This window comes from Saccharopolyspora flava (genome assembly GCF_900116135.1).
GTDB classification, from domain to species: Bacteria; Actinomycetota; Actinomycetes; order Mycobacteriales; family Pseudonocardiaceae; genus Saccharopolyspora; species Saccharopolyspora flava.
Window position 1 is genome coordinate 204,088 of sequence record NZ_FOZX01000002.1, and the last position, 11,980, is coordinate 216,067.

Below are 11,980 nucleotides of genomic sequence, written 5' to 3' on the forward strand. Positions count from 1 at the left end.
GCGAGCGCGCGTTCACGTGATTTCAGCGCTGCTCAGCGGCTTCGGCCTTTCTCGTGGCGTAGCGGGCCAGGGCCCGCCATCTGCGTCCGGCCGTGAGCGAGCGGGCTTCGCGTTGTCGCTCGGCTTCGGCCAGTCTCTCCTTGCGATGTAATCGCAGGAGCTCCTCGGTCGGGTACATGCGCGTCTCCAGGGCGTTCGGCTGGATGAGGCTGATGGTGTGGTCGGTCATGCTGCTCGCTCCTGCTTGCTGGGCCCGGTCTCCTCCGGGCGGGGGTGCTTGCGCGGGCGTCCGCGCCTGCGTTTGCGGGCTACGACCTCGCCGCGCTCGAAGATCTCGCCGCCCCAGACCCCCCAGGGTTCGCAGCGGTCCAGCGCGCCGGCCAGGCACTCGGTCTTGATCGGGCAGTCGCTGCACAGGACCTTGGCCTGTTCCAGGTCGGACGGGTTCTCGGCGAACCACAGGTCCGGGTCCCGGCGGCAGGGCAGGCGGCGCTGCAGCGATGAGGCCGAGGGTTGCTCGGGCTCGAACTGCGAGTCCACGGCCGACTCGGGTATCGGCACACTCGCGGTGAACATACGACTTCCTCCAGTAGTCGATGGCAGGCGAATCGTGGTCGTGGATGGATGTGGTTGTGGTTGTGGATCACCCGGAGCGCACAAAAAGGCCGCGGACCCTGTGTGCAGGTCCGCGGCCTTGTGAAAAGCCTGGGGCTCTCCTAGATCAGCGGATCCAGGAAGTGCCAACGGACCGAAGTGCACGGGTGCTGCGTAATCGCCGGGGTGGTGCGGTAGCCACGCGACTTCTCGACGCGCAGATCATCGGCGAAGGGCACAAAGGCGCCCGGGAGCAGCGAAACAACCCCGGCCATGAAGGAACGCGGGGCGTTGTTGATGATCTCGAAGATCTTCACTGTCCCCACCTCCTTCTCGGTCTCGGTCGGCGAAAGCGGACCTCTCGGCCCGCGCGTGTCTACGAGGTTAGGCGCCGGGCACCAGACGCCGCAACACATTTTTGACCTGCGATTTCGCTAGTTCACCCGGTTGATCAGCGCGAGCACGTCGCTGCCGAACCGCTGGATCTTGGACGCCCCGATGCCGGAGATCCCGACCAGCGCCGACTCGTCGGCGGGCCGCTGCTCGGCGATCGCGGTCAGCGTCGCGTCGGTGAACACCACGTAGGCGGGCACCTTGAGCTGCCGGGCGCGTTCGCTGCGCCAGGCCTTGAGCTGCTCCAGCAGCGTCTCGTCCACGTCCGACGGGCAGTCCGAGCAGCGGCCGAGCTTGATGTCCATGGTCTGGACGAGCGTCGCCGAGCACACCCGGCACCGGGGTTTGACGGTGGCCGCCTGGCGCGGGGGCGGCTGCGGCGCCTTGGCCTTGCTCGGCAGCGCGGCCGGGTGCCCGTCGGGGACGAGGTTGTAGATGAAGCGGCTGCGGCGCCGGAACCGCTTGCCCCCGGCGCGGGCGAGCGCCCAGGACAGGTGCAGGTGCTCGCGGGCGCGGGTGACGCCGACGTAGAGCAGCCGCCGCTCCTCCTCCACGGCGGCGTCGGTGTCGGCGTGCTGGATGGGCAGCGTGCCCTCGACGAGCCCGGCGAGGAACACCGCGTCCCACTCCAGGCCCTTGGCCGCGTGCAGCGAGGCGAGGGTGACGCCTTCGACGGTCGGCGGGTGCTGGGCTTCGGCGCGGGCGTCGAGTTCGGCGACGTAGCGCCGCAGGTCGGCGTCGGGGACCGTGCTGACCAGGCCTTCGGCGAGTTCGACGAGCGCGATCAGCGATTCCCAGCGCTCGCGGGCCGAACCGCCGGCGGGCGGCTCGTCGGTCAGGCCGACCTCGACGAGCAGTTCCCGCACGGTGCCGGGCAGGTCGGTGGCGTCGGTGTCGCGGGCGATGGCGGTGCGCAAAGTGGCCATCGCCTGGCGGACCTCGGCGCGGGCGAAGAACCGCTCGCCGCCGCGCACCTGGTACGGGATCTCGGCGTCGGACAGCGCCTTCTCGTAGACCTCGGACTGGGCGTTGACGCGGAACAGGATCGCGATCTCCGACAGCGGCACGCCCCGCTTGGCCAGCTGCGCGATCTTGCGGGCGATGGCGTCGGCCTCGTCGGTCTCGTCGTCGTACTCGGCGAAGTCGGGGCGCGGGCCGTCGGGCCGCTGGCCGACGAGCTTGAGCCGGGTCCCGGCGGGTCGCTCCCGGGCGGCGCCGATGACCTGGTTGGCCAGGCCCACGACCTGCGGGGTGGAGCGGTAGTCGCGTTCGAGGCGGACCACGGTCGCCTCGGGGTACTTCCGCGGGAAGTTGATCAGCCACTTCGGGGAGGCGCCCGCGAAGGAGTAGATGGTCTGGTTGGCGTCGCCGACGACGGTGAGGTCGTCGCGGTTGCCGACCCAGGCGTCGAGCACGCGCGCCTGCAGCGGGTTGACGTCCTGGTACTCGTCGACGACGAAGGAGCGGTACTGGCTGCGGAACTCCTCCGCGACGTCGTCGCGGTCCTCCAGGATCGCGGCGATGTGCAGCAGCAGGTCGTCGAAGTCGAGCAGCTGCGCGCCGCTCTTGATCCGCTCGTACCCGGCGAAGGCCTTGGCGATCAGCTCGGGCAGGACCGGTGTCTCGCGCCCGGCCTGCTGCGCGGCGGCCGGGTACTGCTCGGGGCTGATCAGCGAGGACTTGGCCCACTCGATCTCACCGGCGAGGTCGCGCACGTCCTCGCGCTCGGTGGACAGCCCCAGCCGGTTCGCGGCCTGCATGACCAGGCGGAACTTGTTGTCGGTGAGCTGCCACATCGCCGTGTCGTGCACCCGGGGCCAGAAGTACCGGAGCTGCCGGAAGGCCGCGGCGTGGAAGGTCTGGGCCTGCACCCCCGCGGCCCCGAGCTCCCGCAGCCGGGTGCGCATCTCACCGGCGGCGCGCGCCGTGAAGGTCACGGCCAGCACCTGCCGGGGCGTCACGAGTCCGCGCTGGACGAGGTAGGCGATGCGGTGGGTGATGGTCCGGGTCTTCCCCGTTCCCGCACCGGCCAGGACGCACACGGGTCCGCGCGGTGCGGTGACGGCCTGCCGCTGCTCCGGGTCCAAACCTTCCAGGAGTCGCGGTTGATCGGCCATGCAGGCATCCTCGCAGACCCTCGACCCCACCCAGCCGATACCCACCACCGTGTGTCGCCCAGATCGCGTCCCCACAACCTTGACCAGCGCGAATGGACACGAATGTCGCGCGAGGTTCCGGCGCGAACCCCGCGCGACAGTCGAATCGCCCTGCCAGTGGCGGCTCGTCAGGGTTTGGTGGTGGCCCAGCCCTTGATCATGCGGTGGGCGATGGAGACGTTCGGCGGGAGGCGGACTCCGTCGACCGGTTCTCCTTCGGCTTCCAGGGCGGCGAGGATCGTGTCGCGGTGGACCCAGCGGGCCTCCTCGATCTCGCCGTCGGCGGGCACCAGCGGCTCTTCCGGGTCGGCGACGGCGGCGAAGCCGAGCATCAGCGACCGCGGGAACGGCCACGGCTGGCTGCCGAGGTAGCGGATGCCGGTGCAGCGGACGCCGACCTCCTCGGCGACCTCGCGGGCCACGCACGCCTCCAGGGACTCGCCGACCTCGACGAACCCGGCCAGCACCGAGTAGCGGTGCTTCGGCCACACCGGCTGGCGGGCCAGCAGCACCTGGTCGGCGCCGTCGCTGACCAGGCAGATCACCGCCGGGTCGGTGCGCGGGTACTCCTCGCGGTCGCAGCCCGAGCAGCGCCGGGCCCAGCCGACCTTGACGCGGGTGGTCGCCGCGCCGCAGACCGCGCAGTAGCGGGCGTTGTCGTGCCAGCCGAGCAGTCCGACGGCCGTGGTGAGCAGGCCCGCGTCGGTGTCGTTGAGCAGGGCGCCGCCGGTGCGCAGGTCACGCCAGTCGTCGGCCGCGCCGTCGTGGTCGGTGCGCAGGGCCCAGTAGCTGACATCGTCCTCGACGCCGAGCAGCACGGCGTTCGGCGACGGGCGGTCGCCGAAGTCGACGGCCGGCTGCACCACGAGCCGCGAGTTCTCGTCGATCTGGGTGCGTCCCTTGGCGTCGACGAGGACGACCTTGCCGCTGTGCCACAGCTTCGCGCCGCCGTCGAGGGATTCCCGCAGCTCCTCCCGACGGTCCACGGTGGACCGGGAGAGGAGGGGCGGTGAGTCGAGCTGGAAGCCCGCACCGGCGAACACTTCGCTGGTCATTCTTGCGCTCCATCCGGTAACCGGGTCATGGCAGCTCCACGCCGCCGAGCAGTCGCAGCTGGTCGGCGAGCTTGTCGGCGTCACCGACGACGACGCCGGTGAACGCGGTGGGGGCGAACAGCTTCGCGGCCTCGGCGACCTGCTCGACGGTGACCTCGCGCAGCCGCTCGGGGTGCGCGGTCAGCCAGTTCTGGTCCAGGCCCGCCGCGGCCAGCGCCGAGAGCGTCGAGGCCAGGCCCGCCTGGGAGGCGGTCGAGGTGAGCAGCCCGCCGATGGCGTACTGCCGCGCCGACTCGACCTCGGCCTCCGACGGCGGCACCAGCGACAGCCGGGCCAGCTCGTAGCGGGTCTCCAGCAGCGCGGCCGCGGTGACCTCGCTGGCGGTGTCGGCGTCGACGAGCAGCGTGCCGTTGCCGCGGGTGAACTCGAACGACGAGTGCGCGCCGTAGGTGTAGCCCTTGTCCTCGCGGATGTTCTCCACCAGGCGGGAGGAGAAGAAGCCGCCGAAGACGAGGTTGGCGATCTGCAGCGCCGGGTAGCGCTCGTCGGTGCGCGCGAGCGCCTGCGCGGAGAAGCGCAGCTGCGACTGCACGGCTCCGGGCCGGTGCACGAGCCGCACGTTGCCGCCGGTGACCGGGGGCAGCGCGGGCAGTTCGTGCGCGGATTCCGAGGAGGTCCAGCCGGACAGGGCGCGTTCGACCTCGCCGGTGACGGCGTCGGGGTCGATGTCGCCGACCAGCACCAGCACCGAGCCGCGCGGCAGCACGTGCGAGCGGTGCAGGGCGCGGACCTGCTCGGGCGTCACCTGGGCGACGTCCTCGGCCTCGGGCACCTCGCGGACGTAGGGGTGGTCGCCGTAGCGGTGGCGCTGCAGCTCCTCGCGGGCGATGACGCGCGGCTGCGAGCGGGCGACGCCGATGCGCTCGACGAGGCGGGCGCGCTCGGCGTTGATCTCGTCGTCGGCGTAGGTGGCGCCGGTGAGCGCGTCGCCGAGGACGTCGAGCAGCGTGTCGAGACCGCTGGCGAGGGCGTCGCCGGCGATGCTCAGCCGCTCGGGGTCGACGACGGCGTGCAGGTCGCCGCCGACGGCCGCCAGGTCGGTGTCCATCTTGACGCGGTCGCGGCGTTCGGTGCCGGTGAGCAGCGTTTCGGCCAGCACCTCGGCGGTGGCCGGGTGCAGCGCGTCGTCTCCGGCGAACGGGATGCGCAGCCGCATCTCGACCATCGGCACCTGGCCGTGGCGGGCGGCGATGACGCGGAGCCCGTTGGACAGGACGGTGTCGACGACGGCCGGCGGGACGCCGGTGCGGGGCTCACCGAGCGGCGGCAGCGGCCGCGGGCCGAGCTCGGTGCGGCCGATCTCCTCGGCGCTGCGGTGCGTTGCGCGGGTCATGCCGCACCTCCGTTCTCGTCACCTGCGGGTTCGATCTCCAGGACGGCGCGGGCGTCGGAGCGCAGCTCCTTGGCCGCGTTGGCGACGTCCTGGGCGCGGACGTTGCCGATGCGCTCGGGCAGTTCGGCGATGAGCTCGGCCCGGCCGTGCAGCAGTTCGGCGCTGCCGAGGTCGAGGGTGCGGGAGACGACGCGGTCGTGCTCGCGGTGCAGCGAGGCGGCCCAGCGGGCGGTGACCCGGTGCAGTTCCTCTTCGCTGGGGCCTTCGGTGGCGAGCTTGTCGATCTCCTCGTCGATGGCCCCGATCACGCGCTCCACCCCGACGTCGGGGGTGTGGATGGCGGTGAAGGTGAAGGTGTCGGGGTCGCGCGCGTCCAGCGGCGCGCCCATCAGGCCGGTTCCGGCGCTGACGTCGACGACGAGGGCTTCGCCGTGCACGAGCCGCTGCTGGAGCCGGGAGGCGTCGCCGTCGGAGAGGATGCCGGAGAGCACGACGTTGGCCAGGTAGGCGTCGAGCTCGCCGACCGGGTCGGGCAGCCGGTAGCCGAGCGCGACGGCCGGCAGCGGCGCGTGCGGGTCGGCGTGCTTGCCGCGGACCTCGCTGGTGGGGAACGGCTCGCCGAACGACGGCCGCTGCGGGACGTCGCGGGCGGGGACGTCGCCGAAGTGCTTCTCGATCAGCTTGATCGTCCGGTCGACGTCGAGGTCACCGGCGACGGTGAGCACGGCGTTGCCGGGCGAGTAGAAGGTGTCGAAGAAGGCGGCGCAGTCGTCGACGGTGGCCTGTTCGAGGTCGGTGAAGTCGCCGTAGCCGTTGTGCGCGTTGGCGAAGGTCGAGTACAGCACCGGCGGGAGCAGGATCCAGGGGAAGCCGCCGTAGGGGCGGTTGAGGACGTTGAGCCGGATCTCCTCCTTGACCACGTCCACCTGGTTGGCGAGGTTCTCCTCGGTGAGCTTGGGGGCGCGCATCCGGTCGGCTTCCAGGAACAGCGCGCGTTCCAGGGCCGCGGAGGGCAGGACCTGGAAGTAGTCGGTGTAGTCCTGGTGCGTCGAACCGTTGAACGTGCCGCCGGAGCCCTGCACGTGCCGGAAGTGGGCGAGTTTCTCGAGGCTTTCGCTGCCCTGGAACATCAGGTGCTCGAACAGGTGCGCGAAGCCGGTGCGCCCTTCGGGTTCGGAGCGGAAGCCCACGTCGTAGTGCACGCTGACACCGACCACAGGGGCCTGCCCTGATGACGCTTGGCCCGCTGCCGAGTCCGGTGCCAACACCACGCGCAGCCCATTGGGCAGAGTAACGCGATGCAGCTGGGGTTCGACCATGTCGTGCAGCCTACGTGCGGGCTGTCAAGCCGCGCGTGCCCCCTTCGAACGCTTTCGGCGTGTCGGGCGGGCTGCCGGAGGCGTCGAGACGACAACCGGAGTAATGCCGGATAGGCCGTTGACCTGCCCCGATGCGACATACCGACCAGCCGGGATGCGCTCAGCCCGCCCGGACCTGGTTGATCAACGAGTTGATCTCGTTTCCGATCATGCGGGCGTCGGCGGGCAGCAGCGCGTAGAGCGGTTCGCCGGTGCTGCCGCGTTCCACACGATCGAGGTAACGACCGTCCGGTTCGAGGTTGTCGAACCAGGACACGGGCTGGGTGCGGCGACGCCGGCCGTGCTGGTCGCGCAGGTTCGCCGCGAGCTGACCGAGCCGCGCGTGCTGCGCCTTGCCGACCCGCTCGTAGAGCTCGACCTGCTGGTCACCGCTGCTGCCGCGCTGCCGGGTGGCGGTCTGCATCATGCTCGACGGGTCGTAGTCCTCGATCTGCTCGCCCTGCAGCGACGAGTGCGGCACCCGGATCGGACCGTTGATGCCGGGCTTCGCGGGCGGCAGCGTGGCGAGCACGACCGACGGCAGCGGCACGTTCTGGTGCACCTCGACGGTCAGCAGCCCGCCGCGCTTGGGGTCCTCGCTGGGCGCCTGCACGCCGAGCACCACGCGATCGCCCTCGGTGAACACGGCGACGGCCCGCCAGCAGTGGTCGCTACCCGGCTGGGGGAACCACATCGAGTCGACCCACAGATAGGGCGTGGCAAGGGTTTTCAGCGCCTCCACCAGCGGAGGCACCACCTCGTCGTCGACGACCAGCCCGGCCGCCTCCATGTTCGGGACTTCCGTCCTCACGATCGCGTTGAACTCCGACCCAGTACGTCCGAAAGATCGACTGCTGATCGGCAACGTCAACCCGTCGATCTTCAGATACTTGAGAACGATGTCCAGGTGAACCGGCAGCAGCTGCCACCGCCCCAACACACTCACTGAGCTTTCTCCCACCCGTGGAAGCAGAAAGAGACTCGTGGAGGTGGTGGGGAAGTTTTCATGAAAACTTCCCCACCACTCGATCCACAAAAGGTCCGTTCAGAGAACGGAGGTCAGGTCATCACTCCCCGAGGACAGGAGGCGCCGTCTTAGGCATGTCGTTCATCCACACGTCGTCCTGCTCCTCAAGCCAGGAGGGACGCTCGTGCTCGTCGTCCTCAGAGCCTTCACCGCGACGACCGGCACCGGCACCCATGCCGCCCATGCCACCGCGGCCAGCAGCACCACGACCGCCAGCACCAGCGCCAGCTGCTCCGGCGCCCGCACCGGCACCAAGGCCACCTGCGCCTGCGCGACCACCGGCGCCCATTCCCGCACCGCGGGCACCGGCGCCACCACCAGCACCGCCGACACCGCCAGCTTTGCCACCAGCGCCCATTCCCGCGCCAGCTCCAGCACCGAGACCACCGGCGAGACCAAAACCGCCGGCGCCGCCAGCAGCCCCACCGGCTCCGCCCGCTCCTGGGGGCATTCCGCCGGGGTAAGCACCACCGCCAGGCGGGTTCGCCCATGCAGTTCCAGTGCCCGCCGGACTCGTACCGCCCGGGTAGGCGCCACCGCTGTAACCCCCACCTGGAATGCCGCCCGAACCACCAGGCATTCCGCTACCGGAATAACCGCCGCCAGCACCCGAACCGGCTCCGGAACCACCAGGGACGTTGCCGCCGTTGCCAGGGCCGCCACCCCAGTCAGTTCCAGGAGGCGGAGACACCGGCGGAGGGTTCGCGGTCGACCCGTCCGGGGCGGTGTACTGCGGCATCTTCGCGTCGACCTGAGTCAGCGTGGGGCTGTAAACCCGACCCATGGTCTCGCGAGCAGCCTTTTCAGCTTCTTCTTGCGCTTCCATCTGAGAAAGCGCATTGATTCCGCCACCAGCAAGCCCGAACGGAACTGCACTGGCCGCCGTCTCTCCCCAGCTGAATCCCTCGGGCTTGGGCACGAGGTTCTTCGACTCACCCGCCGCATCGCCCGCGATCCGGAGATTCTCGCCGGTCGCCTGGAACGCGTCCGCGCTGGCGATCATCCACTCAGAGGCGGGTTTGCCGACTTCAGCAGCCGCTTCAGCTGCTTCACCCTGCCAACCGCCGCGAACGATCTCACCCAGGTCCCGGCTGTAGTTCGTGCCGCGCTCGCGGAGCTTCTCAGCGAGGGTGACCCAGGCCTGGGCAGACTCACCGACCCTACTGGGCTTGATCGACTCTTCGTTGGTCTTGTAGATGTCAGCGTGGCTGTATCCGTCCCAGTTGACGCACTCGCTGATCGCGGGCGAGTCATACCCTGAAACGTTCAGGCCCTTGACGTTCTGGGCGATAGCAGCCTGCTGCTGCTGAGCGAACTGCTTGCCCTGCGCGGCCAGCTCGTTGCGCTGGTCGTCAGCTGCACCCTCCCAGCCAAGGCCACCGAAGACATGGGCACCCGCGTTGTCGACCGTGTCGACGAGGTCGCCAAGCAATCCCATAACTCCCCCAAATCACTTCGGCAATTGAGAAGCCACTTGACTAACGATCTTTTCGGTTTCCCCGCACGGGTCCGGCACGGAATCCTGCCGCTGACCATCGAGCATGAAGATGGCCACGCCGCCTCCGGCGTCAACGAGCACCGAGCAGCTGCCGACGCCGGTCGCTCCGGATTCAAGAGCCACTGCAGCTGACCGGCCTGCGATGGTCTTCTTCGTGTAGCTGTCCCAGCTTCCCGTCGTCTCGTACGACGCGACGGTCTCCTCCGCGTTCTTCTGCAGCGAGAGGATGAACTTCTCACCCGTCCAGCGACAGCCAGGCTCGTAGCTGACCGGCGCAAACGGTTCCGACTGAGTCCCCAAGCCGAACGAGGTCAGCTGATCGGGCTGAAAGAACGTGCACGGGTCAAAACTAGCCAACCCGGCTTGCGACGAAGTCGTTTCGGGCGCCTCCGTGTTGCCACCGCCAGAGCCCGATCCAGTTCCGCAAGCAGAAAGCCCAAGAAGGGCTGCACCTGCGGCCGTTGCGATCAGGGACCGGGAAAGCTTCTTCACTGCAAACCTCGTCTAAAGTCGTCGGCGTTCTGCTCGTCGGTGGCTCGGTACTGCTTCGCAGCTTCACGGAAGGCTGCGGCCTGCTTATCCAGCTCAGCCTGCATGTCACGGATCAATTTCAAGGCTCCGGCTTCCCCCTCAGCCTTGTCCTCGAAACGCTGCGCCAGCTGTGCTCCGGGCTTGTAATCGCCAAGTCCACTGACACGAGTGATCGCACGCGCTTCGTTGATCAGCTTCGTGAGCTCGTCGCCTTCCTCCTCGCAACGCTTGGCAGCCCTCTCGGCGACCTCGGGGTCCAGCGCCAGCTTGCCCGCGCTGACCTGCGAGTTGATCCATTGCGTCTGGCCGCTGACGGCCTTCAGGCCCTCTTTGGCGGCGGCGAACCCGCTCTCTGCGCTAGTCATCCCAGATCCTCCGGACCCTGTGATCCCCCATGAACCGTGGTTACTTTAGCTGGACGCGCCCGCGCGCGTAACGGTTCCGGGGAATCTGGACAAACTTGACCTGGGCCACACTCCCGCCCAGGTCACAACGCGAAGATCACCTACTCGGCGGAGCGAAACCGCCCGCTCTTGAGGCCCTGCATGAAGGCGCCCCACTGGGCTGCCTGGACTCGCAGCTGACCACCCTCCGGATCCTTGGAGTCACGGACGGCGATCGAATCGGGGGCCTGCGCGACTTCGACGCACTTCGTCTCGGGGCCGCTACGGCTGCTCTTCCGCCACACGAGGTCAGTCATCGACAAGCCCTTCTGCCAACGTGCCGACCAACTCGACCGATGCCTGCTCGTCGAGCGCCGACTCCCAAAGTTCGTCCCGAACATCAACATACCCACGCGTGTCTTCGGGGTCAGTAAGGAAAACGCCACCTCTCTTGTGCTCCAGGTACACGTAGGTCTCGACCGCTGCGAACTCGTACACGGCGAAAGTCCCCACCAAACCGGCGTGCGCCCCGGCCGTCGCAGGTACGACCCGCACGCGAACGTTCGGACGCTCCGCTTCCCTGACGATCTTGCACAGCTGCTCACGCATCACCTCCGGACCACCGATCAGCCTGCGCAGCACGAACTCGTCCAGAAGGAACTGGAGCTCCGGGCCTCTCGGCCTGGTCAGCAGCGGTTGGCGTCCCAGACGCGTGGAGACCAGGCGCTCGATCTCCGCCTGCGGACGCTCGATCGTCGAGAAGATCTCGCGCGCATAGCCCGCCGTCTGCAACAGCCCTGGTACGAGGGCCAGCTCGTACTCCGTCACCCGTCGGGCCTCGGTCTCCAGCAGCATGATGTTGGCCAGTTGGTCGGCGAACTGGTCGTGGGACGGCAGGTTGATGGTCGTGCCGTCGTTGGACTCAGCCTTGGCGGTGAGCAGGTCGCGCATCTCGCCGGTGGCGCCGTAGAGGTCGCAGAGGGCGGCGACCTCCTCCGGGGTCGGGTAGCGGACTCCGGTCTCCGTTCTGCTGACCCACGCCGGGCTGGTGCCCAATCGCGTGGCCACCGTTCGGGTGGACATTCTCGCGCGCTCGCGCAGGGTTCGGAGCTCCGCGCCGAGGTTGACGCGAAACAGTCGGGATCTCGCCGACACCCTGACCTCCGGGGAGATGCGTGACCGGCTCCCCGTTTCGAATTCCGTTTCACTGCTTCGATTCCCGGGGAAACGTTTCACTGGTGGATGAACTGCCGAAACGAACCTAACTTCCCATCCCATTCCGGTTCCACGTGTTCAGAAGCAGAGGACTCAAAGGGATGGTTTTCGACGTGTTTCGACGAGAGCGAACGGACGTGTTCTGGATCGTCGGCTCGGGATTCAAGATTCGCCACGCGATGACGACGCTTCCCGGATCGGTATATACCGGCGCTTGGGTTCCGGCGCTCTGCGAAACCTGGTTGCTCATCCCCACCGCCACCCCGTGGCCGCGCGAGCCCCTCACCAAGGCGATCACCGAACGCTGCCCGGAATGCGCGGTCATCGCCGACCGCGAAGAACACCGCGACCACACCTGGGACTACTGAAGGGAATTC

General features: G+C 68.8%; 14 protein-coding genes. 1 reads left to right on the forward strand and 13 read right to left on the reverse strand.

Features of this window, described 5'->3' with window-relative positions; genetic code table 11:
* Positions 1-22 precede the first annotated feature (22 nt).
* The 13 genes from BM424_RS07790 to BM424_RS07850 form a co-directional block, all read right to left on the reverse strand.
* Positions 23-229, reverse strand: a complete 207-nt coding sequence (locus tag BM424_RS07790; RefSeq protein ID WP_093414974.1) for a hypothetical protein — start codon at positions 227-229, stop codon at positions 23-25.
* Positions 226-576 (reverse strand): WhiB family transcriptional regulator, encoded by a 351-nt coding sequence (locus BM424_RS07795; protein WP_093414976.1) that lies wholly within the window; start codon positions 574-576, stop codon positions 226-228. Before BM424_RS07795 ends, BM424_RS07790 begins: the two co-directional genes overlap by 4 nt.
* A 140-nt stretch (positions 577-716) precedes the next feature.
* Positions 717-911, reverse strand: coding sequence for a hypothetical protein (locus BM424_RS07800; protein ID WP_093414977.1), 195 nt, complete (start codon positions 909-911; stop codon positions 717-719).
* Positions 912-1,028: 117 nt separating this feature from the next.
* Entirely contained in the window at positions 1,029-3,104 is a 2,076-nt protein-coding gene (locus BM424_RS07805; protein WP_093414979.1) for an ATP-dependent DNA helicase UvrD2, read from the reverse strand.
* A gap of 167 nt (positions 3,105-3,271) precedes the next feature.
* Positions 3,272-4,198, reverse strand: a complete 927-nt coding sequence (nudC, locus tag BM424_RS07810; RefSeq protein WP_093414980.1) for an NAD(+) diphosphatase — start codon at positions 4,196-4,198, stop codon at positions 3,272-3,274.
* 25 nt (positions 4,199-4,223) lie between these two features.
* Positions 4,224-5,591, reverse strand: a complete 1,368-nt coding sequence (locus BM424_RS07815) for a M16 family metallopeptidase (RefSeq protein ID WP_093414982.1) — start codon at positions 5,589-5,591, stop codon at positions 4,224-4,226.
* Positions 5,588-6,910, reverse strand: a complete 1,323-nt coding sequence (locus tag BM424_RS07820) for a M16 family metallopeptidase (protein ID WP_093414983.1) — start codon at positions 6,908-6,910, stop codon at positions 5,588-5,590. The genes BM424_RS07815 and BM424_RS07820 overlap by 4 nt, the downstream gene beginning before the upstream one ends.
* 160 nt (positions 6,911-7,070) lie before the next feature.
* Positions 7,071-7,910: an ESX secretion-associated protein EspG gene (locus BM424_RS07825; RefSeq protein WP_342742599.1), complete on the reverse strand. Its 840-nt coding sequence runs from the start codon at positions 7,908-7,910 to the stop codon at positions 7,071-7,073.
* 106 nt (positions 7,911-8,016) lie between these two features.
* A complete protein-coding gene (locus BM424_RS07830) occupies positions 8,017-9,414 on the reverse strand; it encodes a PPE domain-containing protein (RefSeq protein ID WP_093414986.1) in 1,398 nt (465 codons plus the stop codon).
* A 12-nt stretch (positions 9,415-9,426) separates the two neighbouring features.
* Positions 9,427-9,966 (reverse strand): DUF3558 family protein, encoded by a 540-nt coding sequence (locus BM424_RS07835; RefSeq protein WP_093414987.1) that lies wholly within the window; start codon positions 9,964-9,966, stop codon positions 9,427-9,429.
* On the reverse strand, positions 9,963-10,370 hold the full coding sequence (locus BM424_RS07840) for a hypothetical protein (protein WP_093414989.1): 408 nt from the start codon (positions 10,368-10,370) through the stop codon (positions 9,963-9,965). The genes BM424_RS07835 and BM424_RS07840 overlap by 4 nt, the downstream gene beginning before the upstream one ends.
* A gap of 140 nt (positions 10,371-10,510) precedes the next feature.
* Complete coding sequence (locus BM424_RS07845; protein ID WP_342742600.1) at positions 10,511-10,795, reverse strand: DUF397 domain-containing protein; 285 nt, start codon at positions 10,793-10,795, stop codon at positions 10,511-10,513.
* Positions 10,698-11,543, reverse strand: coding sequence for a helix-turn-helix domain-containing protein (locus BM424_RS07850; protein ID WP_175547977.1), 846 nt, complete (start codon positions 11,541-11,543; stop codon positions 10,698-10,700). The genes BM424_RS07845 and BM424_RS07850 overlap by 98 nt, the downstream gene beginning before the upstream one ends.
* Before the next feature lie 161 nt (positions 11,544-11,704).
* On the opposite strand from BM424_RS07850, the gene BM424_RS07855 reads away from it, so the two are divergent.
* Positions 11,705-11,971 carry a hypothetical protein gene (locus tag BM424_RS07855; protein WP_245775694.1) on the forward strand — a complete coding sequence of 89 codons (267 nt, stop codon included), beginning with the start codon at positions 11,705-11,707 and terminating at the stop codon, positions 11,969-11,971.
* The last annotated feature ends 9 nt before the right edge of the window (positions 11,972-11,980 follow it).

Coding starts and splice junctions, on each gene's coding strand:
- BM424_RS07820 (WP_093414983.1), bottom strand. CDS start 6,910: ATGGTCGAACCCCAGCTGCATCGCGTTACTCTGCCCAATGGGCTGCGC.
- BM424_RS07815 (WP_093414982.1), bottom strand. CDS start 5,591: ATGACCCGCGCAACGCACCGCAGCGCCGAGGAGATCGGCCGCACCGAG.
- BM424_RS07855 (WP_245775694.1), top strand. CDS start 11,705: ATGGTTTTCGACGTGTTTCGACGAGAGCGAACGGACGTGTTCTGGATC.
- BM424_RS07795 (WP_093414976.1), bottom strand. CDS start 576: ATGTTCACCGCGAGTGTGCCGATACCCGAGTCGGCCGTGGACTCGCAG.
- BM424_RS07845 (WP_342742600.1), bottom strand. CDS start 10,795: ATGTTGATGTTCGGGACGAACTTTGGGAGTCGGCGCTCGACGAGCAGG.
- BM424_RS07840 (WP_093414989.1), bottom strand. CDS start 10,370: ATGACTAGCGCAGAGAGCGGGTTCGCCGCCGCCAAAGAGGGCCTGAAG.
- BM424_RS07790 (WP_093414974.1), bottom strand. CDS start 229: ATGACCGACCACACCATCAGCCTCATCCAGCCGAACGCCCTGGAGACG.
- BM424_RS07830 (WP_093414986.1), bottom strand. CDS start 9,414: ATGGGATTGCTTGGCGACCTCGTCGACACGGTCGACAACGCGGGTGCC.
- nudC (WP_093414980.1), bottom strand. CDS start 4,198: ATGACCAGCGAAGTGTTCGCCGGTGCGGGCTTCCAGCTCGACTCACCG.
- BM424_RS07805 (WP_093414979.1), bottom strand. CDS start 3,104: ATGGCCGATCAACCGCGACTCCTGGAAGGTTTGGACCCGGAGCAGCGG.